The sequence below is a fragment of the Synechococcus sp. 63AY4M2 genome (assembly GCF_002760475.1).
Taxonomy (GTDB): Bacteria; Cyanobacteriota; Cyanobacteriia; order Thermostichales; family Thermostichaceae; genus Thermostichus.
In genome coordinates this window covers 907396-929633 of record NZ_AXUX01000001.1, presented here as the reverse complement: position 1 = coordinate 929633, position 22238 = coordinate 907396, and the positions used below count along the sequence as shown (strand labels likewise).

21 protein-coding genes, 1 tRNA gene and 1 pseudogene are annotated in these 22238 nt (G+C 60.7%); 13 read left to right on the top strand and 10 right to left on the bottom strand.

Annotated elements, in window-relative coordinates:
- Window positions 1–99: 99 nt before the first annotated feature.
- Window positions 100–1551 carry a 9,9'-di-cis-zeta-carotene desaturase gene (gene zds, locus SYN63AY4M2_RS04095; protein WP_099812379.1) on the bottom strand — a complete coding sequence of 484 codons (1452 nt, stop codon included), beginning with the start codon at window positions 1549–1551 and terminating at the stop codon, window positions 100–102.
- Between the two features lie 139 nt (window positions 1552–1690).
- Here zds and SYN63AY4M2_RS04090 point away from each other — a divergent pair.
- Window positions 1691–1762: transfer RNA gene (locus SYN63AY4M2_RS04090), tRNA-Gly, on the top strand.
- 48 nt (window positions 1763–1810) lie between these two features.
- Here the strand turns inward: SYN63AY4M2_RS04090 and SYN63AY4M2_RS04085 are convergent.
- From SYN63AY4M2_RS04085 to SYN63AY4M2_RS04075, 3 genes are all read right to left on the bottom strand, one after another.
- Window positions 1811–2551: a M15 family metallopeptidase gene (locus tag SYN63AY4M2_RS04085; RefSeq protein WP_099812378.1), complete on the bottom strand. Its 741-nt coding sequence runs from the start codon at window positions 2549–2551 to the stop codon at window positions 1811–1813.
- Window positions 2552–2599: 48 nt separating this feature from the next.
- Window positions 2600–3037 carry a peroxiredoxin gene (locus tag SYN63AY4M2_RS04080; RefSeq protein ID WP_011429567.1) on the bottom strand — a complete coding sequence of 146 codons (438 nt, stop codon included), beginning with the start codon at window positions 3035–3037 and terminating at the stop codon, window positions 2600–2602.
- Between the two features lie 70 nt (window positions 3038–3107).
- Window positions 3108–3731 (bottom strand): HD domain-containing protein, encoded by a 624-nt coding sequence (locus SYN63AY4M2_RS04075; RefSeq protein WP_011429568.1) that lies wholly within the window; start codon window positions 3729–3731, stop codon window positions 3108–3110.
- 545 nt (window positions 3732–4276) lie between these two features.
- Here SYN63AY4M2_RS04075 and SYN63AY4M2_RS04070 point away from each other — a divergent pair.
- The 4 genes and pseudogenes from SYN63AY4M2_RS04070 to SYN63AY4M2_RS04055 all read left to right on the top strand — a co-directional run.
- A pseudogene (locus SYN63AY4M2_RS04070) lies at window positions 4277–4408 on the top strand (IS200/IS605 family transposase); the annotation flags it as partial.
- Between the two features lie 1054 nt (window positions 4409–5462).
- Window positions 5463–6842: a magnesium transporter gene (mgtE, locus tag SYN63AY4M2_RS04065; RefSeq protein ID WP_099887226.1), complete on the top strand. Its 1380-nt coding sequence runs from the start codon at window positions 5463–5465 to the stop codon at window positions 6840–6842.
- 104 nt (window positions 6843–6946) lie between these two features.
- Window positions 6947–7144: a hypothetical protein gene (locus SYN63AY4M2_RS04060; protein WP_099812376.1), complete on the top strand. Its 198-nt coding sequence runs from the start codon at window positions 6947–6949 to the stop codon at window positions 7142–7144.
- Window positions 7145–7178: 34 nt separating this feature from the next.
- Window positions 7179–7880 carry an MgtC/SapB family protein gene (locus SYN63AY4M2_RS04055; RefSeq protein WP_011429571.1) on the top strand — a complete coding sequence of 234 codons (702 nt, stop codon included), beginning with the start codon at window positions 7179–7181 and terminating at the stop codon, window positions 7878–7880.
- A gap of 230 nt (window positions 7881–8110) precedes the next feature.
- Here the strand turns inward: SYN63AY4M2_RS04055 and SYN63AY4M2_RS04050 are convergent, their stop codons facing one another.
- Window positions 8111–8704 carry a TMEM165/GDT1 family protein gene (locus SYN63AY4M2_RS04050; RefSeq protein WP_240527955.1) on the bottom strand — a complete coding sequence of 198 codons (594 nt, stop codon included), beginning with the start codon at window positions 8702–8704 and terminating at the stop codon, window positions 8111–8113.
- Between the two features lie 416 nt (window positions 8705–9120).
- Between SYN63AY4M2_RS04050 and SYN63AY4M2_RS14345 the strand changes: the two genes are divergently transcribed.
- The gene (locus SYN63AY4M2_RS14345) at window positions 9121–9243 is read left to right on the top strand and encodes a hypothetical protein (protein WP_041438124.1); all 123 of its coding nucleotides are present in this window, start codon (window positions 9121–9123) and stop codon (window positions 9241–9243) included.
- Between the two features lie 94 nt (window positions 9244–9337).
- A complete protein-coding gene (locus SYN63AY4M2_RS04040) occupies window positions 9338–9706 on the top strand; it encodes a YraN family protein (RefSeq protein ID WP_049749715.1) in 369 nt (122 codons plus the stop codon).
- On the opposite strand, the gene ruvX is transcribed toward SYN63AY4M2_RS04040, so the two are convergent.
- On the bottom strand, window positions 9673–10152 hold the full coding sequence (gene ruvX, locus SYN63AY4M2_RS04035; RefSeq protein ID WP_011429602.1) for a Holliday junction resolvase RuvX: 480 nt from the start codon (window positions 10150–10152) through the stop codon (window positions 9673–9675). The two genes, SYN63AY4M2_RS04040 and ruvX, sit on opposite strands and share 34 nt — an antisense overlap.
- 110 nt (window positions 10153–10262) lie before the next feature.
- On the opposite strand from ruvX, the gene ahcY reads away from it, so the two are divergent.
- Complete coding sequence (ahcY, locus tag SYN63AY4M2_RS04030) at window positions 10263–11543, top strand: adenosylhomocysteinase (protein WP_011429603.1); 1281 nt, start codon at window positions 10263–10265, stop codon at window positions 11541–11543.
- A gap of 140 nt (window positions 11544–11683) precedes the next feature.
- Here ahcY and SYN63AY4M2_RS04025 read toward each other — a convergent pair whose 3' ends face one another.
- Window positions 11684–12895 carry an argininosuccinate synthase gene (locus tag SYN63AY4M2_RS04025; protein WP_011429604.1) on the bottom strand — a complete coding sequence of 404 codons (1212 nt, stop codon included), beginning with the start codon at window positions 12893–12895 and terminating at the stop codon, window positions 11684–11686.
- Between the two features lie 566 nt (window positions 12896–13461).
- Here SYN63AY4M2_RS04025 and SYN63AY4M2_RS04015 point away from each other — a divergent pair.
- Together SYN63AY4M2_RS04015 and lipA are read left to right on the top strand one after the other, a co-directional pair.
- The gene (locus tag SYN63AY4M2_RS04015) at window positions 13462–13959 is read left to right on the top strand and encodes a DUF4079 domain-containing protein (RefSeq protein WP_011429606.1); all 498 of its coding nucleotides are present in this window, start codon (window positions 13462–13464) and stop codon (window positions 13957–13959) included.
- 78 nt (window positions 13960–14037) lie between these two features.
- Window positions 14038–14910: a lipoyl synthase gene (lipA, locus tag SYN63AY4M2_RS04010; RefSeq protein ID WP_011429607.1), complete on the top strand. Its 873-nt coding sequence runs from the start codon at window positions 14038–14040 to the stop codon at window positions 14908–14910.
- Here the strand turns inward: lipA and SYN63AY4M2_RS04005 are convergent.
- Entirely contained in the window at window positions 14907–16121 is a 1215-nt protein-coding gene (locus SYN63AY4M2_RS04005) for an Era-like GTP-binding protein (RefSeq protein ID WP_011429608.1), read from the bottom strand. The genes lipA and SYN63AY4M2_RS04005 overlap by 4 nt on opposite strands.
- Window positions 16122–16290: 169 nt before the next feature.
- Between SYN63AY4M2_RS04005 and SYN63AY4M2_RS13755 the strand changes: the two genes are divergently transcribed.
- Window positions 16291–16440, top strand: coding sequence for a hypothetical protein (locus tag SYN63AY4M2_RS13755; RefSeq protein WP_011429610.1), 150 nt, complete (start codon window positions 16291–16293; stop codon window positions 16438–16440).
- A gap of 208 nt (window positions 16441–16648) precedes the next feature.
- The gene (gene aroQ, locus SYN63AY4M2_RS04000; RefSeq protein ID WP_011429612.1) at window positions 16649–17152 is read left to right on the top strand and encodes a type II 3-dehydroquinate dehydratase; all 504 of its coding nucleotides are present in this window, start codon (window positions 16649–16651) and stop codon (window positions 17150–17152) included.
- A 243-nt stretch (window positions 17153–17395) separates the two neighbouring features.
- Here the strand turns inward: aroQ and SYN63AY4M2_RS03995 are convergent, their stop codons facing one another.
- Complete coding sequence (locus SYN63AY4M2_RS03995) at window positions 17396–17932, bottom strand: thioredoxin domain-containing protein (protein ID WP_011429613.1); 537 nt, start codon at window positions 17930–17932, stop codon at window positions 17396–17398.
- Between the two features lie 334 nt (window positions 17933–18266).
- On the opposite strand from SYN63AY4M2_RS03995, the gene SYN63AY4M2_RS03990 reads away from it, so the two are divergent.
- On the top strand, window positions 18267–21599 hold the full coding sequence (locus SYN63AY4M2_RS03990; protein WP_240530493.1) for an SMC family ATPase: 3333 nt from the start codon (window positions 18267–18269) through the stop codon (window positions 21597–21599).
- On the opposite strand, the gene SYN63AY4M2_RS03985 is transcribed toward SYN63AY4M2_RS03990, so the two are convergent.
- Window positions 21596–22027 carry a GerW family sporulation protein gene (locus SYN63AY4M2_RS03985; RefSeq protein WP_011429615.1) on the bottom strand — a complete coding sequence of 144 codons (432 nt, stop codon included), beginning with the start codon at window positions 22025–22027 and terminating at the stop codon, window positions 21596–21598. The two genes, SYN63AY4M2_RS03990 and SYN63AY4M2_RS03985, sit on opposite strands and share 4 nt — an antisense overlap.
- Window positions 22028–22238: the final 211 nt, after the last annotated feature.

The following is a 22238-nucleotide window of genomic DNA, read 5'->3' as shown; positions in this document are numbered from 1 at the left end:
GGTAGGGGAAAAGGATCCAGCCTGCCACAGCCAACTGGCTGAGGCCAGAGGCAGGGAGAGCCCCCCTTTGCCGCTGTTCTGCTGGGCAGCGAAGGCCCGCTAGGCTGGCGGCGACGGCTGGGGATCCCGGCAGGCGGCCAGGATGGCCTGGGCGGCCAGGTGGCCGGAGAGGGTAGCCCCTTCCATGCTGTCGATATAGTCTTGGGCGGTGTAGCTGCCGGCAAAGAAGAAGTTGGGCACGGGGGTCTTCTGGTGCGGGCGATAGGGATCCATGCCTGGCGCTTCTCGGTAGAGGGAGTGGGCCAGCTTGACGACGCTGTACCAGGTCATGTTCAGTTGCCGCGACGAAGGAAACAGCTCGTGCACTTGGCGCAGCACGTGCCGGGCAATTTGTTCGTTGGACATGGAGATGAAGGGATCCCCCGGCGTGAGCACACACTGCAGCAGGGATCCCTGGCCGGGTTTGTAGTAGTCGGCGGGGCTGGTGAGAGCCAGATCGGCAAAGCAGGAGAAATCGGCATCGGGGGTGTAGAGGAGGTTGTCGATGCCAACTGGCTGCGGGTGGTCAGCGGCGCGTTTGGCCCGGCCCTTCAGCTCCGTCACCCAGCCGTCGAAGCGCAATTGCACCGTTGCCACGGGTACGGATTCCAGCTTGTAGAGGTTGTCGAACTGGGGCCACTGCCGCCACACCTGGGGGATCAGCCGTTTCGCCCCTTCCACGGCTGTTGCACACACGTACACATCCGCTTCCACCCGCTCGCCATTGGCCAAGACCAGACCGGTTACTGCGTAGGGAGGAGAGTCGCTGACTTCAATGCGGCTGACCCCTCTGCGGGTGTAAACCTGGCCGCCGCGGGCTTGCAGGTAGCGGACGATGGGCTGGGTGAGGTAGTTGTCCGGGGATCCCTTGAGGAGGTTGAGCTTGGAGGCATCGGTTTTGCTGGCAAACATCTGAAAAATGGTCAGCATGCAGCGGGCGGAAATCTGCTCCGTATCGATGAAGCCCAGGGCATAGGCAATCGGGTTCCACATCCGCTTCAGGCTGGCCTCGGATCCCCCGTGGCGGCGGAACCACTCGGCAAAGCTCATCCGATCCAAAGCGCGAATCTGCCGCATCGCCCCCTCGTAGTCCAGCAGGCCGCGAATCAGAGGGCTGGTGCCCAGCGCCAGGGCGTTGCGCAGCTTATCGGCCCAAGAGAGCTGCTCGGTGGCAAAAAAAGCCTTGAGGCCGTTGAAGGGCGCCCCTAGCGGGAAGCGAAAATCGAGGCTGGCCACCTGCCCCCCGCGGTTGACAAAGGTGTGGGTGTGTTGCTTGGGCAGCAGGTTCTCGTAGGCCCCCACCTTCTTCATCAGGGCAAACAGGTTGCTGTAGTTGCAGAAAAAAACGTGCAGCCCCATCTCGATGTGGTTGCCCTCGGCATCCTGCCAGGAGCCCACCTTGCCGCCCACAAAGGGCCGCGCCTCGTAGATCTGCACCTGGTGCCCCGCTTCCACCAAATCCACCCCTGTGACCAAGCCGGCCAACCCGGCCCCGATAATGGCTACCCGCATCGTGATCCCCTCAAATGAGCTCAGCCAAAGGCTGAGGCAACTGCAAAGAAAGATAAACTTCTCTCATTCTGGAACAAAATGCGCCAGGGATCCCTGGCTTGACAAACGACCGCAAAACTTGCCATGATAGATGTCCGATGCGGATGTAGCTCAGTGGTAGAGCTTCTCGTTGCCAACGAGACGGTCGCGCGTTCGAATCGCGTCATCCGCTTTTCGATCCCTCACCCCCGTCCCCTCTCCCAAGGGGAGAGGGGAGGTGTTAGCGCTTGTAGAAGGTCTCCAGGCTGTGGCGGTCGCCCACAAAGCGCCAGTGCCAAGGTTCGTAGTTCACCCCCTGCGGATTGTTTCTGGGGAAAGACAGCTCAAAGCCAAAACGGGCGGCATTTCTCTCCAGCCACCGGAAGGCAGGGGTGGTCTCAAAGGCTTCTTGAGTGTCCCACTGAGGAAACTGGGCATCGCCAATATCAATGGCGTAGCCGGTGTGGTGCTCGCTGTAGCCGGGGGGAGCGCTGAGCGCAGCCCGTTCTTCCGGTCGCAAGGCTCGCGATTGGGCCAGTTGAAAAAACAAAAACTCCTGCTCCGCTATCGAGCGAAACCCAGAGATAGGGACAAGGCGGATCCCGTCGGCTTGGGCTGCTTCACTCATGCGCAGGTAGCTCTCGGCAGCCGCCTGGCGCAGGCGCACCTCTCGACCACGGTAGCTGCCCACCACCCGCAAGCTGTCTGCAGGGGCTTCGGAATAGGCATAGTGCCCCAACAGAGAAGGTCGCCCATTCTGCACAGTTGGCTGCGGCAGAGAGGGCTGACCGGCTTCCTCCAGAACTTGGGGATCCGCCGCCTGCTGGGATCCCGGTAACTTCTCTATCCCCCAACCCGCCAGGAGCACTAGCCCAACCAGCACCAGGCCCAAGACTAGACGGGACCTCAGGGCAGGCACCGAACTTTGCGCTTTTTTCGCCGGAGTGGACTGGCGACGGGCGACCGGAATGTCGTCGTTCATGCGCAAAGGCCGGGATCTAGCGAGGAGTACTGAAAAGAGGCAGCGCTTCTACAAACCCAAATCCGCCAAAATATCGCGGGCGTGGGTTTCGGTGTTGATGTTCTGATAGACCTTGGCAATTTTGCCCTCGGCGTCGATGACGTAGGTCACCCGCTTGGCGTAGCCGCCTCCATCCACATCGTAGGCGCGGGCGATCACCCCACTGGTATCCACCAGCAGAGGGAAAGGCAAGTTGTACTTCTCGGCAAACTTTTGGTGAGAGGCCTGGTCGTCCATGCTCACCCCCAACACCACCACGTTTTTGCTTTGATAATCAGCGTAGGCGTCGCGGAAGCCGCAGGCCTCTTTGGTGCAGCCAGGGGTGTCGTCTTTAGGGTAAAAGTAGAGGACAACGGTTTTCCCGGTAAAATCAGCCAGAGAAACTTGGTTGCCGTGGGTGTCGGTCGTGTTGAACCCTGGAGCAACGGTGCCAACAGCGAGAACCATAGACAGGTGACCTGAAGAGTGCAAGAGAGAAAGCTGCCCTCAGCATTTTCTTCAGCCCTGGTCGTCTCTGTCAAGCTGTTGCCGGCCCCGACCCGGCTGCCCGTTGCAACTCGACCACCAGCTCTTGGAACTCCACTGCCAGCCTAGAAGGCAGCCGTCGCCCCAGGATCTCCGCCAGCGACCGGTAGTACCACAGGGATCCCTCTTTGCCGCCGGAGAAGCGCTCCCAGAGCTGATCCCCCAGTTGGCGAAAGTCGCGTAGGATGCAGCGGACGTTGTGCAGCTTGTCGGAGGCGGCCACCAGCAAAACCGAGGCATCTGCGGTTTCCAAGTGCTTGAGATAGGCCACTTTGCGCTCTTTCCAGTCTTCTTTGGGCTCGCCCAGGGAGCTATCGCTGTCGGTGTCCGTGCATCCCAGGACGATCTGCAGCACCCGTTCTCCGAAGTGCTCCCGCAGCTCCCGTTCAATCTGAGCCCGCGGCTCGCCGCTGTAGCGGGGGCCATCCTCCAGGCTGTCGTGGAGGAGGGCAGCAATGGCCTCATCTTCGTCGGCGCCATGCTCCAGGGCGATGGACGCCACCGCCAGCAGGTGGCTGAGGTAGGGGATCCTTGTTCCCTTGCGGGTTTGAGCGGCATGCCAGCGGTAGGCGTAGCGCATGGCCTCGGCAAACCGCGGCGTCAACTGGGTAGACATAGGTATCTCTCCGGTCGAGGTTGGCAGTTGAGGGGATTGGTATTGGTAGGAAATCGTATCCAGAAAGCGTCTATTCCAAACCAAGCTTTGACCTGGTTGCCGAGCGGCACTCTGACTTTTGCTTCTTGGAACTTAAGCCACTTTTTCGGGTATGCTACTGAGAACATCCCCTTCTTACGGTAGCGCGGCAGGTTTGGTCTTAAACTCATTCCTTCTTGCCAGGAGAGCCTCAGCTTTTTCTTAGAGCTACTGAGTGCCTCAGCTACAGACTTACACGTCTGTTGTGCGGCGGAAACATACATTGCGATAAAGTGCTTGTTTTGGGTTCTGGCCATCTCAGCACAAAGCTCACCATAGCTTGCCCATCGCTTCGTTTTGAAATAGACTTGTCTCGCATCGTACAGAGCACAGTTGCTTATTAGACTGTTGACACAACTCTAATAGGGGGACTAGCTCCCTGTTCTTGACTCGAACCTGCTGACAGCCGTACTCCATCATTGTTGATGAGCAGTATGATAACTACAGTCTGACATGAGTAAGCGATAATGCGAGAGGAAAGTCAACGGTACAATCACTACAACCATGCTGTGGGGCTAGCGGTTGTTTATCTCATTTTTTGGCCAAAGAGAAGGAAAAAGGTCTTGGTAGGAGAAGTCAGGAAGAGGTTGTTTGAGCTATGAAACTATATCAACGACCCCCATCATGGGTAAGCGACTAAAGTGGCTAGCGGGCTTTTCCGCCCTGCACTCAAGTGCGGGGCTACCAAGCTATCCTTTTGTGTGCAGGTGGGGACTGGCCCGCAGGGCCTGGATCACCGGAGCCAGCTCGATGGCTGCGGGCCGCGTACCCAAGATCACAGAAACCAGGGGAAGGGTGGCCATAGGCTCATGGGCAGCGGCACCTGTAGAGGCTGGAAAGAGCTGATCCACTCCGCGCAGCTCATTGGGGTGAGCCTCTTAAAAACACAGGCAGCATAGGGCAGCGTTTTCCCAAGGTCACAAGCTGCCAGGATGGGGACTCTACTCAGTCAGGCTGCGAGCAGAACCCGGAAGAGGTTGTGCTCTCTTGTTCGCTTACCCCGATCTTAACTCCCCATCTGCTCCGCTGATCGTTCACCGAATATGCCAGAAAAAGGTTGACGGGATCCCCTTCCTGCAACTAGCCTAAAAAGGGCTGAAGAGATCCTCTTCGGGCTGTCCGGGTTGTTCCGGTTCAACTCTTTCGGAGGAAAACGTTCAACAACATGGACGCTTCTGGCAGTTGTAGCACCGGCCAGCGGAGATCGCTCTTAGGAGCTCAAGTCCTTGGAGATCTGCGCCTTCCTGGTGCCTTCCATTTTCCCGCTGACAGCCTCAGTCGTCGCTTGAGAGGATCCCGTTTCGCCAACGCGAAGGGACAGGAGAGCTTTCTCAAATAGCTTCTGGCTTGGGTGGCTCTCTCGGTCGGCGACGAACAGATGGGCTGAGCAGAGCTCGACCTGAGCATCGGAAAAGGGAAAAGCAGGAGTGCTTCAAAGGGGACTTCCCCTAGCCTTGGGTTTTGTATTTGTTGTTCGTGGGCCAGGGGGAACCCTTTGGATTCCCTTTTATCGACTTGGGCTTGTGGGCGTCGAGTCGGGCCTAAGACGTTGAGAGGCGTTCAGCTTCAGGGCTCCCATGAGCCTCGGAGCAGGGGTTGGTCGTTGCCCTCCGGGTCTTTTATCCGGCTGACTCCAACCTTCGGAGGTTTGTTATGCAGCAAAACATTCTTCGCGATCTTCTCTCTCCTGCCTCTTTGGAAGCCGCCAAGCGAGCGGCCAACCGCGCCCCTATTGCCGAGCTGGTGCAGCAGTTGATGGAGATTTCTCCGCGGCAGCGGGTACTGGCTTTTCGGTTGCTGGAAAAAGACAAGGCCATGGCGGTATTTGAGTATTTGCGGCCTGAAGAACAGGCCGATCTCATCCGCAGCATGGAAAACCCAGAGGTGATCCGGCTGGTGGAAGCATTACCCCCAGACGAGCGGGTGCGCCTGTTTGAGGAGCTGCCGGCCAAAGTTACCAAGCGGCTGATCGCCAACCTCAGCCCAGAAGCCCGCGAAGCCGTGAATATCCTGCTGAACTACCCGGAGCGCAGTGCCGGTCGGCTGATGAACCTGCGCTACTTGGCGGTGCGCGATACCCTCACCGTCGGGGCAGCTTTGGCCAGTGTGCGCGACTCCCAACTGGGGGATGACGAGCTGGATGTGATCTTTGTGGTCGATGACCAGCGGTTCTACAAAGGTCTGGTGCGCACCGTGCGGCTGGTGAAGGCGGATCCCGACCTGCCCATTCGGGAGCTGATCGAGGGATCGGATATTGTTGCTCGGGTTACCGACCGGGATCTCCAGGCAGCTCGTTTGCTCAAAGATTCCGGCTTGCCGGCCATTCCGGTGGTCGACAGTGAAGGACGCTTGGTGGGAGATATCACCTTTGAAGATGTCATCAACTTGGTGGAAGAAGAAGCCACCGACGCCGCTCTGGCCCAAGCAGGGGTGGGCAACTTGCTCAGCCGAGACAAGGTTTGGAGCGAGCGCCTGGTTAAAGGCTCCCGTTGGTATGCCGTCCGCCTGCGCATCACGTTTTTAATCATCACCTTGATTGGCGGCATGGTGGTGGGGGGAGTGATCGAAACCTTTGAGGAAGTGTTGGAGGCGGTGACGGCAGCGGCTGTTTTCATCCCCTTGGTCATGGATATGGGCGGTAATGTCGGCACCCAATCTACGACCATCTTTGCCCGTGGCTTGGCTTGGGGCCACATCAACGTGCGGCAGTTTCTCCCCTATTTGCTGCGGGAAGCCAGCATTGGTGGCATTATCGGAGTGATCCTGGGGGTCACGGCTGGGGTGATTGCCTACTTCTGGCAGGGGGCACCGAATGGGATCCCACAATTGGGTCTAGCGGTGGGCTTGGCTCTGGCCATTGTCCTCACTTTGGGGGCTATCTTGGGCGCCATTTTGCCCTGGGTGATGTTAAAGCTGGGCTTTGACCACGCTCCCGGAGCAGACCCTTTCATCACTACCATCAAAGATTTCACCGGCCTCTGGGTGTATTTCACCTTGGTAGCTTGGCTGGTCGGCGTTGAAGTCGAGTTCTGAGGCTGCTCTCTTCGCCTTGCAGTCCAACTTTGGCTCCCAGGCTACCCCCGGCCTGGGGGAGCTGGATTCAGATTGAATCCGATTATTCGTTCAGGAGGTGTGCCATGACTTTGAAAGCTCCTTCCACCACAGCTCAGTTCCGGTTGCTGCTGCAGCGCTACGCCCATCGAGTCAGCATAACCTGCGCTTTAGAAACGGGTGGTAAGCTGGCCCCAGAAGTGGCCTTTGCTCAACTGGAAACCCTCTGGCAGGCTCTGGAACAGGAGGCCAAAGCCCTGGGGATCCCAGATGTGGCCGGCTAGCCCTCACTCCTCCACGGCAACTGGAGCATGCCCTATGACCTGGATTGACTTCACCTTCCGCCTAACGGTTGCCTTTATCTTGGGATCCCTTATCGGGCTGGAGCGCCAGTGGCGGCAGCGCATGGCCGGCCTGCGCACCAACACCTTGGTGGCCACTGGCGCAGCCTTGTTTGTCATGCTCTCAGTGCTCACCCCTGATGAAAGCAGTCCAACTCGCATTGCCGCCCAGGTGGTGTCGGGGATTGGCTTTTTGGCCGGGGGCGTGATCCTCAAAGAGGGGGCCAGCGTGCGCGGCTTGAACACCGCTGCCACCATCTGGTGTGCAGCAGCCGTAGGGGCTTTTGCCGGATCAGGGTACATTCCCCAAGCCACCATTGGGGCAGGAGCCGTGTTGATCGCCAACATTCTGCTGCGCCCCCTGGGCTACCGCATCAACCAACAGCCCCTCAAAGGCACGGAGCTGGAACTGGTCTATGAGTGTTCATTTATCTGCAAAAGCCATGCGGAAGCCCACCTGCGCGCCCTGCTGCTGCAGGGCATAGCGCCCACCCATCTCAAATTGCGAGCCCTCTACAGCGAAGACCTAGAAGACAAACCCGACCTGGTCAAAGTTGAAGCGGAGCTGGTCACCCAAACCCGCGACGACCAGGCTCTAGAACTTGTCGTCAGCCGCCTCAGCCTGGAGCCAGGAGTGATTACTGCCAGATGGCGAATTATCGAACAGGAATTTGGATAATCCGAACTTTTTTTCCGACTTCATGGGAGTTCTGCAGCCAAAAGGCAGAATGTGCCCAGCTCAACAAAGAGCGGACCTTCGCGCCATGAAGCGAGAGGAGATTTTGCAGTCCAAGCGGGAGCAGCTCCTACGGGTATGGTTGTTTCAAACCCGATTAAGACGCTCCTCCAGTGCTCGGCTCCACTGACGCAACGAGCTGTTTCATTGCTCTTTGAAATAACTACAGTTGTTTATCCTAACAATTCCCAACTGGTTACCAACGCAAACAGCAGAAACAAGCCGCCCCCCACCCAATGCACGGCGCGTTCAGAGATGTGGGCTGCTAAGAAGCGACCGCCCACCACCGCCAACCCCACCATCAGCCCATGGCCGAGGGTGGCCCCTGCCCAGACACTCAATCCCGGGTGGGTGGCTGCCAAGGAAACGGTGGCAATCTGGGTTTTGTCCCCGAACTCGGCCAAGGCGGTCAGGCTAAAGGCCTCCCACACAACAGCCCAAGCCCCGCCGCGGCCAGCGCCTTTTGCTTCGGCTTGCTCCACCAGCCTGAGGGCTTCTTCCTCTTCTTCCTTCTCCTGCTGGGGAGTCATTTGGTAAGCTTGCCAGAGCATTCTTAGCCCAAAAGCCGCGAAAACTCCAGCCGATAGCACTCGCACGCCCAGGGGTGGCAGCAGCTCAAAAAGCACTTTCCCGGCCACCACAGCCAGCAAGGTCATCGCGGCCAAAGCCAGCCACGTTCCCAAGAAGACCCAGCGGCGTGGGTGCCGCATAGCCAGAATCAGGGGGGTAAAAAAGGTCTTATCCCCAAACTCAGCTACCGTAACCAACAGCAAACTTGACGCAAAACCGGCCCACATCGTTTAGCCTCCAACCTCTCTTGTGTGCAGAATCGGTTCACACCTGGAGGCGAAGGCTGGGAAAGTCAGACGGACTCACCAAGCTCACCTCCGCGTGAACTCAGTGAAAGTCTCGTCACCAAGGCAAGACGATGGGCTTGCCTTGTCTCTGGCACCGGGCTGCTTTTAGCCAGTATGTCGATGCAGAGGGCGGTAAGCCGCCTGACTACTCCCTTTCTAGCCTGAATGGTAGCATGCTCAGCTCATCCAGGAAAGCTCTCCGTTCGCGCCCGTAGGCCTTTGGGATCCCTGCCTTGCCGATGTTGATGCTGCTTCCCACAAGAGGGCTATGCAGGAGAGACAGGCTATCATGGTTACGGTTCAGGAGGAAATCAGGAGAAGGCCACGTGGATGCAAAGCTAGTCTTGGTGGGGGTTGCTTTTGCCCTCTCTTTGGCAAGTTTTTACTTCGGCACCCGCAACGGCTTTTACGACACCGATAAATATCACGGCAACGGCTCTGCCCACTAGGGCCAAGGGGGGAGCGATTCTGAATAGTTCCTTCGAGGAGTTTGTATCTAGGTAGGCTGGGGATCCCTTGCCCAAGCGAACTTCTCTCCAAAACATGGGCGAGGCTGGCGAAGCTTGTGTGCGGCAGTACCTGGAGGAGCAAGGCTGGCAGATCCTGGCGCAACAGTGGCGCTGTCGTTGGGGAGAGCTGGATCTGGTGGCCTCTAGGGCAGGGGAGTTGATTTTTGTGGAAGTGAAAACCCGCAGTGGCCAGGGCTGGGATCAAAAGGGGCTTTTGGCGGTTGGGATCCAAAAGCAGCAGCGCCTAATCCGGGCCGCCCAAGCTTTCTTGAGCCAGCACCCTGATCTTGCTGAACTAGCTTGTCGCTTTGATGTCGCGCTGGTGGAACAGCGACCGGGCAAGGAAGGGGTGAGCTACGCTTTGGCAGACTATCTGCAGGGCGCTTTTGAGCTCTGGGAATAGCGCCGCTCGTCCAGCCAAGTTTGGAGAATCACTGCCGCCGACTGCTGGTCGATAAGCGCTTTCTGGGCCTTAGCCGGGATCCCGGCCTGGCGCAGATCCCACTCCGCCTGTACGGTGCTCAGGTACTCGTTGACCGTAACCACCGGCAAATCCACGGCCGCCTGCAGCGCCCGCACAAACCGCTGCACCTTGCGGGCCTGGGACCCCACCGATCCATCCGCCAAAAGCGGGATCCCGACCACCACCACGGTGGCTTGGCGGCGGCGGATCCACGCCTGCACTTGGGCGATATCTTCCGGCAGGGAACGGCGCCGGATCACCCCCAGCCCCGTGGCCAGCAGCCCCAGCCCGTCGGAGCCGGCCACGCCGATGCGGCGGTTGCCCACGTCCAGCCCCAGCGCCGAAAAGGGATCCCTTGTGGCAGAATAGTTCAGGTCTGTTGACATCTGTTTGTCCCTCTTGCCGACATTGTAACGGCCTGAAACTCCCTCTCTCTGGCCGTGTAGCTCGGCTGAACCTCTATCCTTTTTCGACAACTCTCTTTGGAGCCTTCTCGATGACCAGCGCCACCCTGTCTCTCCCCAAGCACGAAGTTAAAGACCTGGGCCTCGCCTCTCTGGGCAGGCAACGGATCCAGTGGGCGGCGCGGGAGATGCCGGTGCTGGCCCAGATCCGGGAGCGCTTTGCCCAAGAAAAGCCCCTGGCCGGCCTGCGCCTGGTGGCCTGCTGCCATGTCACCACCGAGACGGCCAATCTGGCCTTGGCGCTGCAGGCAGGGGGAGCGGAGAGCGTCCTCATCGCCAGCAACCCCCTCTCCACCCAAGACGATGTGGCCGCCAGCCTGGTGGCCGACTACGGCATCTCGGTCTTTGCCATCAAGGGGGAAGATGTGGAAACCTACCGCCGCCATGTGCAAATTGCCTTGGATCACCGTCCCAACTTGATCATCGACGACGGCGGCGATGTGACGGCGGAGCTGGTGCAGCATCGCCAGGAGCAGCTCCCGGAGATCATCGGCACCACGGAAGAGACCACCACCGGCCTGGTGCGCCTGCGGGCCATGTCTAAGGCGGGGGTGCTCAGCTTCCCGGTGATGACCGTCAACGATGCCGAGACCAAGCACCTGTTCGACAACCGCTACGGCACCGGCCAATCCACCCTGGACGGCATCCTGCGCTGTACCAACATTCTTCTGGCCGGAAAAACGGTGGTGGTGGCCGGCTACGGCTGGTGCGCCAAGGGGGTGGCGATGCGGGCCCGCGGCATGGGATCCCAGGTAATCGTGACCGAGGTCAACCCGGTGCGGGCCCTGGAGGCGGTGATGGACGGCTTTCGGGTTATGCCCATGGCCGAGGCCGCTTCCCTGGGGGATCTGTTCATCACCGTCACCGGCAACAAGCACGTCATCCGCGGCGAGCACTTCGACCGTATGAAAGATGGGGCGATGGTCTGTAACGCCGGCCACTTCGACATCGAGATCGACCTGGTGGCGCTGCAAGAGCGGACGGTTTCCCGGCAGACGGTGCGCCCCTTTGTGGAAGAATACCGTCTCCAGTCGGGCAAATCGGTGTTCGTCCTGGGAGAGGGCCGGCTGATCAACCTGGCTGCCGCCGAAGGCCATCCCGCCAGCGTCATGGACATGAGCTTTGCCAACCAGGCCCTGGCCTGCGAGTACCTGGTGAAAAACCGTGGCCGCCTGGCGCCAGGGCTGCACCCCATTCCGGCAGAGATCGACGAGGCCATCGCCCGCCTCAAGCTCAAAGCCATGGGGATCTCCATCGACAGCCTTACCCCGGAGCAGATCGAGTACGGCAACACCTGGACGGCAGGAACCTAGAGAGAGCCCCTCACCTCCGCGGTGGCAAACCTGGCCCACCTGCGCCGTCGTGCCAGCAGGCAAGCGGCTTGACACCTCCCCCCCAGCAGGCTAGCCGGTTGACCAGCACCCCGGATGGACAAATTGCCTGGCGGTAGAGTTCAAGCACCACTGCCGCGGTGCACCTGCGCCCAAGTGCGGGTAGGCAGGCCCCAGATGTAGATGAAGCCTTCGGCAGCCCGGTGGTCGAATTGATCCCCTTCCCCGTAGGTGGCCAGCTCCGCGTTGTAGAGGGAGTAAGGGGAGCGGCGGCCCACGCAGACCGCCTGGCCCTTGTGCAGGCGCATCCGCACCACGCCGGTAACGCTTTTTTGGGTGGTGCGGATGAAGGCGTCCAGGGCCTCCCGCAGCGGCGAGTACCAGAGGCCGTTGTAGACCAACTGGCTGTAGGTGGTCTCGATGCCGTACTTGTAGTGGAGGACCTCGCGAGTGAGGGTGAGGCTCTCCAGCTCGCGGTGGGCCTGGATCAACACCGTTAGGGCCGGGCACTCGTAGATCTCGCGCGACTTGATCCCCACCAGCCGATCCTCGATCATGTCGATGCGACCGACACCGTGGCTGCCGGCCAAGGCGTTGAGCCGCTCGAAGAGGGCTCTGGGGCCGAGGCGCTGCCCGTCCAGCTCCACCGGGATCCCCTCTTCAAAGGCGATCTCCACGTAGGCGGGCTCGTCGGGGGTTTGAGCAATAGAGCGGGTGAGGGCGTAGACTTCCTCCGGCGGCTCTTGGTCGGCGTCCTCCAGGATCCCGGCTTCGACGCTGCGGCCCAGGATGTTGAGGTCGATGCTGTAGGGGCTGGATTTTTGTACTGGCATAGGGATGCCGTAGCGCTCGCCGTAGGCGATGGTCTCCTCGCGGGTCATGCCCCACTCGCGCGCCGGGGCCAGCACCTTGAGCTTGGGGTTCAAGGCGGCGATGGCCAGGTCGAAGCGGACTTGGTCATTGCCCTTGCCGGTGCAGCCGTGGGCCACGGCGTCGGCGCCCACCTCTTCGGCCACCTCCACCAACAGCTGGGCGATCAGGGGCCGGGCCAGGGCAGTGGAGAGAGGGTAGCGCTGCTCGTAGAGGGCATTGGCCTGGATAGCGGGGAAGGCGTAGTCGGCAATCAGGGTCTGGACGGCCTCCCGCACCAGGGATTGCTCGGCCCCGGCCCTCAGGGCCTTGGCTTGAATGGCCTCCAGCTCCGCCCCCTGACCCAAGTCCACCGCCAGGGTGACCACCGATTCCACCCCCCACTCGTGCTTGAGATAGGGGATGCAGACGGAAGTATCGACGCCCCCCGAATAGGCCAATACCACTTTCTTTGCCCGTCCCATGCTGCTGCGGATCCCTGTTCAAAAGAAGTTGCTAGCCCATTATGCCCTGTGGCTTGGATCTTGAGGCGGGGGGTGGCAGCGGACGAAGGGGAGACATCACGGTATCGGGGCGCGCCAAGGGATCCCTCCTCGGCCAGGCTTACGGAGGGAGGAAGAACGCCTTGTGCGCAAGGACGGTTTCCACCCTCGACCCAAGCCCAGAGGGCAGGCAGCAAGGCCGAAAAGGCAACAGCAATCGAGCTACCGGAAAAAAGCTAAAAGGGATCCACGGTTACCGAAAAGCGCCACAAAGCCCCTCCTGATCAAGGCTCCAACTGCTTACCCTGAAATTGGGGATGGCTTCTTGCAAGACTGGTTGGAAGACTGCTACTGGAATTGGGATCCGCAGCGTTACCCAAGTCGCAAAGCCCATCATCTGGCCCGCTGCCAATGGCAAATCCATTTCTACCAGCATCTGATGCAGATAGGGCTCCCACTCCCGGAGTCCACACGCGCCCGTGCCGCGACAGAAGTTTTTTAAATTTGTGTTAATTTAGGGGCAGCCTCCTCTTCGTTGCGCAATCCCTATGAACAGCATTCAACTTCCCCAATGGCTGAAGCTGGCTTTGCCCTTCTTTCACCCTGTGCTGATGATTTTCGCCTTTGCCCTAGCTCTCTACGCTCTTTACCTGGGCCTGCAGGTGCGACGGCTGCGCACTGCTTCTGCACAAGAGCGCAAAGAACTCGTCAAGGGTAAGTTTGGCCAGCGGCACTTTCTTGCGGGATCCCTGTTCTTGCTGTTGATGGTGTTCGGGGCCCTGGGCGGCATGGGGGTGACCTACCTCAACAACGGCAAGCTGTTTGTTGGCCCCCACTTGCTGGCGGGATTGGGCATTGTGGCCTTGGTGGCTAGCTCTGCGGCTTTGGCGCCCCTGATGAAGGATGGCCAAAAGGCCTGGGCTCGCAATGTCCACCTCCTGCTGAATTTGGTGATTTTGGGGATCCTGGGCTGGCAGGCGGCGACTGGCTTTCAAATTGTGCAGCGCATCGTCAACCAGATGCTAACCTCTCCTCAGGTGGCCTAGCCCTTTTCCGGCCAAGGGCGATCGATCTGGAAGGCGTCCATGCCACAATGGACGCTATCTCTTCTTTCTCGTCCTCCCATGCCTGTTAGCTCTCTTCCCAGTTGGGTCAAGCGCTCTATCGGCAAGGCCAGCGATATCTCGGCAGTGCAGCAGGTGATCAAGCAGCGGGGCCTGCACACCATCTGCGAAGAGGGGCGCTGTCCCAATCGGGCCGAATGCTACAGCCAAAAGACTGCCACCTTCCTGCTGATGGGCGGGATCTGTACCCGCGCCTGTTCCTTTTGTCAGGTGGCTAGCGGCCGGCCCGCGCCGTTGGATCCGCAGGAGCCGGAAAAGGTGGCTGAGGCCGTTGAGCTGCTGGGGCTCCGCTATGTGGTGCTCACCTCGGTAGCTCGCGACGACCTGCCCGACCAGGGATCCGGCCGCTTCGTGGAGGTGATGGAAGCGATTCGGCGGCGCTGCCCTGGGATCCAGATCGAGGTGCTCACCCCCGATTTTCGCGGGGAGCGCGACTGCATTGCCCGTGTGGTGGCGGCCCGACCGACCTGCTACAACCACAACATCGAAACGGTGCGCCGGCTGTCGCAGGCGGTGCGGCGCAGCTCTGGCTACGACCTGTCGTTGCGGGTTTTGCGAACGGTGAAGGAGCTGGATCCCGGCCTGCCCACCAAGTCCGGCCTGATGCTGGGGCACGGCGAGACCCGCGCAGAAGTGCTGGAAACCTTTCGAGATCTGCTGGCGGTAGGCTGTGACCGGCTCACCCTGGGGCAGTATCTGCAGCCTTCCCTGGCCCATCGCCCGGTGCAGCGCTACTGGACGCCGGAGGAGTTTGTCGAGCTGGGCCAGATTGCCCTCCAGATGGGGTTTCGCCAGGTGCGCTCTGGGCCCCTGGTGCGCAGCTCCTACCACGCCGCCGAAATGGCTCAGGATGGCCGGGAAGAGGAACCCTAGGCCTTTTCAGCCAGCTCTTGGCTGCTGATGAGATCCCGCAAGAGGGCCCCTAGGCCGAACCCCTCTGGGGCAAACCGGAGCAACACCCGTGGCGCCAGGGATCCCAAGCGGTACAAACTCGCCCCCGCCACCAGACCCGGCAAGAGGCTGTTGCTCCAGCCTCCCCACAGCCAAGAGCTCACCCCCTCGGCCAAAAGCAGCAGCGCCCCATTGAGCAGCAGCAGTCGCCACAGCCCCTCCTGGGCGGATCCCAGCGCCTCCCGTAAGGATCCCCAGGGCAGGCGCAGCCGCATTCCCAGGCCCAACAGCCACAGCCCATCCAGTAGCGGCGCCAACAGCAGATCTAGCCCCAGTGGCGCCAAGCCCACCGCGATCCCCTTGCCGAGGGCGCAGGCCGTGCCCCATTGCTCGACAAAGCGGGCGTGGTGCTGCCACTGCTTTTGCCAGAGCTGGGCCTGGAGGTGCTCCAGCCGCTTCAGCACATTGAGGGCCAAGAGGGATCCCGCCTCTGCCTGCAAAATTTCCACAATGCGCCCTCGCAGGGCCTCGATCTGGGGTGCGGGCCGCTCCCATTCCAAGGTGATGCGGCCATCTGGCCAGTGGGTGCGCACCTTAGTGGGCTTGGGACGGGCGGCCACCGTCAAGATCTCCTGCGGCAACACCCAGCCCAAGTGGCGGCTGATCTGGGCGCGAATGGCCTGCAACTCGGCTTCCGAATAGAGATCGCACTTGTTCAACACCAGCAGGATGGGCTTGTGCAGGGTGCGCAGCTCCAACAGAGCCTGGTACTCCAACTGGGTCAGGTCTGCGGCGATGACAAACAGGATCAAGTCGGCGGCGCGGGCCACCTCCCAGGCCAACTGTTCGCGGGCTTCTCCGTTGATCTCGTTCAAGCCGGGCGTATCGATGAACCGTACCTGCCAAGGGATCCCCGGCCCCGGCTGCCACAGCAGCGATTGCGGCTGTTGCGTCACCCCGTTGAGGGGCCCTACCTCCAAGCGGGCCTCGCCGGTCAGGGCGTTCAAGACAGCCGACTTGCCGCGGTTGACCAGACCAAACACCGCAATGGAAAACACCCGAGTGACAAGACGCTTGCGCAGAGTGGATAAAGCTTTGAACTCCGGCTGCAGATCCTGACGGCTGGCCAGAGCTTGCCAGTGATCCCAGCAACGCTGAAAAACGGTTTCGGCTTGAGTTAGAGGAGTGGTCATCGACAACAAAAATGGCCTAACCCCCACTCTAAAAGGAATTGGTCCCCATAGCCACGCTGGTATTCCCCCCCAGCGTGGGGAAGTCCGCCGGGATCCGAAGCTCACAGAATGGGGCATGATCACCTTGGGGCATTGGCGCTCCTAAGTTAGGATCCCATCGACTGTTGCTATGCTGTACCGCCTCCCCAACTCTCTCCGCTGGCTCCGCCTTGGCGGATCCCATCGCTCCAAACAAGAGCGTCAAATTGTGCGCAGCCTGCTGGCCTTTGCAGGTGCCCTCCTGGTCGTGGATATCGTGCTCCTGAGCGCCCTTTACTAGTCCGATGGCATTTCCACGCTTGTCGGGAAAAAGCGCTATCATGGAGATCCATTGGTCAAGCTCCGTTGATGGCTCTGTAACTCCTACGAGGCAGGTCGGATGGATTGGGTAGAAAAAGTTCTCGAAAAGATCCGCGAATGGGTGGAACGTGTGATTGATACTCTTCTGGGAAGTCCTCAGCCCCAACCTGCTCCCATTCCCGTAGAAAATGGATCCCATCGTCGTCGTTAATCCGACTGCCATTGCTTCCGCTGGTGAGCTCCTAAGCCTTCTGGTTCTGCACGGCCCCAACCTCAACTTGCTGGGGGTGCGAGAAGTAGGCATCTACGGCTCGGTGTCCTTAGAACAGATCGATCGGGCGCTCCACCAGCAGGCAGAAGTTCTTGGGGCAAAGCTGGAGATCCTGCAGTCTAACCATGAGGGGGTGTTGGTCGATGCCATTCACCGGGCTCGCCAGCAGCACTCCGGCATCCTCATCAACCCTGGCGCCTACACCCACACCAGCATCGCTCTGCGGGATGCCATTGCTGCCGTAGGGCTGCCCACGGTGGAAGTTCACCTGAGCAATATCTATCGCCGCGAACCTTTCCGGCAACACTCCTACATTGCTGCTGTAGCCATCGGCCAAATCAGTGGATTTGGAGCCCACAGCTACCTATTGGGCCTACAGGCTCTAGTTCAGCACCTGCGGCTGCAGGCTGCCCAAGCCTAACCGAAGAAGTTTGGCCTTACCTCGACGCTGCCGAGACAGTCGCTGCTTGGCGATCCTCAACCGCGGGGACTCCCCCACCTGGAAGAGGTAGGCGCTGGTTTTCCCGGTGGAGAACATCCGTCCTCAGCGGCGTGGGAGAGGGGGGCGGGCGCAACTCAGGGAGCGGTTAACTGGCAAGACCAGTGGGCGGCTTAGAGGGACAGTTGGGAGCCTCAAGCCCGACAACTGCGAGCTCCTAGGTCTCTATCCATGGCTGCGCGGATCCGCCTGATGCGGGAGGACAGGCCTGCCCCGATCCAACTCAGACACCTGTCCGGCATTGGTCAACTGCAGGGGCTGCCCAGTTGCCAGAGCCAACACATTGCCCCGCAAAATGGCGGCAGGCTGCTCTCCGATGGCAAATCCCAGCACTTCCCCTTGACCATCCAAAAAGAGAAAGTGAGGGATCCCGTTCACCCGGTAGCGGCTCAACTCCGGCAGCCACTTGGGGTTGTCCACGTTCAGCATGACGAAGTTCACCTGATCGGCAAATTCTTTCTTCAGGCTGGCCAGGAGAGGTGCCATCGCTCGGCAGGTGGTGCACCAATCGGCGTAAAACTCCACCAGAGAAGGCTTGCCGTTGGCCTGCGCTTCCTCCCAGGACACTGCCTCTGCAGCCAAGTCAGCCAAGCTGGTGCCAGCCTGACGAGCTTGATTGGCTAAAAACAAGCCTGCCGCCAGGAGCACGGCCACCACGGCAACTAAACTGTTGCGCAACCGTTTTGCCCAGTCTTCCTTCATAGCTCCATCACTCCGCCATCTGGTGTTCCGCCTTCCCCGTTCTAACATCCCCCTCGCTCCGCAGTGGGCCAACTAGGTTCTGGATGGCTGTCTCCCGGGATCCCGGCTGGCGAGGAGGGCAGATGGACGTACTCCCCCTAGCTATAGCTTGCTCCGGCCCAGCAGTAAGCCTAGGAACTCTTAGTTACTGGTTCCGCAACCGCACTTGCTCCTTCGGGTTGCTCCGCCTCAGCAGCAGTGCCAGTTTCCCTGGTGGGCTCAGGGCGGTGGGACAACCGTTTTCTGGCTGTGGCAAAACTTGGGATCTAGCCAATAACTTCATAAACTGGAGCAAATGGCTCATCGCCATTGCTTTGCAGCGACCAGAGCCGCCCTTGTGATCCCAGTTCGCCTGACCTTACACAATTTTCTCTGCTACTCTCAGGCGGTTTTGGATCTGCGCGGGATCCACACCGCTTGCATTTGCGGCCCCAACGGGGCGGGCAAATCGGCTTTGCTCGACGCCCTTACCTGGGGCCTCTGGGGACAGAGCCGGGCCAGCAACGACAGCGATCTCATCCGCAAGGGGGCCAGCGAAACCTGGGTGGAGGTGGTCTACCGCTCGCGGGGGCAAACCTACCGCGTCCTGCGCAGTCGCCACCTCGCGGGGGAAGGATCCCTGGAGTGGCAAATTCAAACTGGAGAAAGCGACGGCCAAGCCCGTTGGCGCAGCCTCACCCGCCGCGGCCTGCGTGCCACCCAACAGGCCATCCAAAATCAGCTCGGCCTCGACTACGATACCTTTGTTCACTCGGCCTACCTGCGGCAGGGGCAGGCCGATGCCTTTACCCTGAAGCGTCCCGGCGAGCGCAAGCAGATCTTGGCCGACATGCTCAAGCTGGGGCAGTACGATCTGCTGGCGGAGCGTTGCCGCGAACAGGCCCGCAGCGCCAAGCTCAAAGCCGACCTGCTCCAAGAGCGCCTGCACAAGCTGGATCAACACCAGGTCTCTATCGAGCAGATGCAAGCCGAACTGGAGCAGCTTCAACAGCGGCAAATCCATCTGCAACAGCTCCTGGCCCAACAGCAGCAGGAATTACAGGCCCTAGAACGCGCCTATGAACATCGCCACACCCTGGAGGAGCGCCACCAGCAGCTTGCCCAGCACCTGAACAAGCTCAGCGTCAACCTGCACCACACCGAACAGCAGTGGCGAGCTCAACGACAGCACCTGCTCCAGTTGCAAGAGCTGATTGCCCAAAGCGAGGAGATCCTGGCGGGCTACGAACGCTATCAAACCCTGATGGCCCAGGATCGCCATCTTCACCACCTCTTCGAGCAACAGCAATACCTGCTCCAAGAACGCCAAAAGCTGCAGGCCCAACAGGCCGAGCAACAACAGCAGCAACTGCGCAGAATGCAGCGGCTGCAACAGGAATTGGCCGCCTGCCAGGCCCAAGCCCAGGCCGATGCCCAGGTGCTGGCCGAACGAGAGCGCATCGAAAACGCCCTCCACCACTACCGGCAAGCCCAGGAGCGCCTGCAAAGCTTAAACGAGGCCCAGGCCCAAGCCGCTGCCCTCCTGGAGCAACAACGGCACTGGGAGGAGGAGATCCGCCGCGAGGGAGAACGTCTGCAAGCCCGCCTCCAGTTCCTCCAGGAGCACCTGCAAAGCCAGGAAACCCTGGCCCAACAGCAGCAGCACCTGGCCCAGAAAATTGCCGCCAGCGCTGCAGCCCTGGCCGAGCTGGAGCGGCAGCGCCTCTACCAGCAGCAGGTGTTGGAAAAAATCCAGGAGCGCCGCCTCTTTGTGCAGAAGCTGCAGGAGCGGCAGCGGGTTCTCCAGCACCAGTGGCAACAGGAGGAGGAACGCTGCCGCCTGCTAGAGGCTCCTTGGGAAGAGTTTCCTGTTGGCGATAGCGGAGCGGAGTCCCTCCACGCCGAGCGCTTGGATCCTGCAGAGCTAGAAGATCTGGATCGCCCGGATCACTTGGGCCCTTCGGATCCAGACTCTGGCCGGTGCCGTCCCACCCATGCTTTGTCGGGGGCGAAGGCCATTGCCGAGGGAGCTGCAGAACCGGGATCCGAAGTAACCGCAGACCCCCTCTTCTCAGAGCAGCCTGCCGAGTCCATGCCAGCACCGCCCACCAAAGTGCCGACCGCCCCAATTTGGGTTTGCCCTCTCTGTGCCCGTCCGCTCAGCCCGTCCTTGAGGGCAGTGGTGCTGAAGAAACACCGCCAGCGGCAAGAGGAAATTGCTGGCGAGCTGTTTGTAATCCGCGAGCAATTGGCGGTGGCCGACCGGGAGATCGGGCTGCTGCAGGAAGAAGCCCAGCGTCTTGGCCAAGAGTTGGCCACCTGGGACGAGCGCCTGCACCTTCAGGGGCGCCTGCAACAGCAGTGGGAGGCTGAGCAGGAGCGGCAGCGGCAACTGGAGGCGCGGCGGGCAGAAGCCGCAGAACTGGAGCAGATCCTCAGCCAAGAAGCTTATGCCCAAGAGGCGCGGCAGCAGCTTGCCCAGATCCAACAGGCCCTGCAGCAGCTGGGCTATGACGAGCGGGAACATGCCTTGCAACGGGGAGAGGTGGAGCGCTGGCGCTGGGCCCTGGGCCGCTCCCACGAGCTGCGCAAAGCCCAGGAGCGCCGCGCCCGCCTAGGCGAGCAAATCGCCTCCCTGCAAGCGCAACTGGAGGCCCTGCAACAGGCGGGATCCCCTGACTCGCCGCTGGCAGAACGCCTGGCCCAGATCGAGCAGGCGCTGCACCAGGTCGGCTACGACGGATCCCTGCACCAGCAGGTAAAAGCAGAACTGGCCCAGGCGCAACTGTGGCCGGCCCGCCTGCAAGCCCTCCAGATGGCCCGCCAGGAGCTGCCGGAAGCCACAGCCCGCAGCCAGGCCCTGTCCCAACGCCTGCAGGAAAGCCGGCAACACTTTGCCCAGGCTGCCCAAGAGCTGGAAGCGCTGCAGCGACAACTGGCCGAGCACCCCGATGTTTCCCCGGCTCATCTAGAAGGGATCCGCCAAGCTCTGCAGGAGAACCGGCAAGAGCTGGATCTGGTGCTTTCTCAAATCGGGGCGGCCCGACAGCGGCTGCAGCAGGCTCTTGAACAGCAGGCGGAGCGGACGGAGCTGGAGCGACAACTGCAGCAGGCCCGCCGCCAGCAGCAGGTGTACCAGGAGCTGGCCAACGCCTACGGCCGCAACGGCATTCCCGCCCTGATCATCGAAAATGTCCTGCCAGAGCTAGAGGCCCAGGCCAACCAGATCCTGGGCCGCCTCACCCAACACCGCCTCCATCTGCGCTTTGTAACCCAGCGCTCGGGGCGGCGCTCGGAGAAGCTGATCGAGACCCTCGACATCCTCATCGCCGATCCCCGCGGCACCCGTCCCTACGAGACCTACTCTGGGGGAGAGGCTTTCCGCATCAACTTCGCCATCCGCCTGGCTCTTTCCCGCCTGCTTACCCAGCGCTCGGGATCCGACCTGCAAACGTTGATCATCGACGAGGGGTTTGGATCCCAGGACGCCACCGGGCGGGCCCAGTTGCTGGCGGCCATCAACGCCATTGCCTCCGACTTTGCCTGCATCCTGGTGATCACCCACATCCCCAGCCTGCAAGAGGCCTTTCCCCACCGCATCGACGTGCAGCCCTCCCCCCAGGGATCCCGCCTCTTCATTCGCGGCTAGTCATTTGGCTGGTCATTTGAGGATGAGGAGTTGTCGGCCCGGCTTTGCAACCACTGCTGCAGCAGGGGAACTATAGTCTCGCCAAGCTGGCTCCACTGGCTGGGCTTTTGGGCCGTGGTTAGCAGCTCCACCCGCTCCCCCCGGATCACCAAAAAGCCCACCGGCTCGATGCGCACCCCGCCCCCCGCTCCGCCAAACAGGCTGGCCGGATCCCGTCCGTTGCTGCGAAAGCCGCTGGCCGTTTTGCCAAAATGGCCCCCTCCTCCCCCAACGCCAAAGTAGAGCGACACGTAGGGGACAATCGTTGTGTCGCCAATGGTAATCGGCTGGCCAAAGGTCTGTCCCGTCTCCGCCAAAACCTTCAGCTTGCTCAGCACCGCCTCCAGGACGGCTGCCACCTCGAAATCGGAACTGGAATCGGATCCCATTGGTGACGTTTGCGCAAACGCTGCAGGCCAGCTCCAGAGGCCACTGGGTGAAGAACCAGATTGACTGCAGTTGTCTCAGACAAGATTAAGATACCTTGCTGCCTACCCAAGCGCCCCGCGCCGCTGCCCTCACCCCTGGCCTCTCTCCCTGAGGGAGAGGGGAGTTGGGGATAGTTCTCGGCGCCAAATGTTTTACTGCAACTTCATCCAG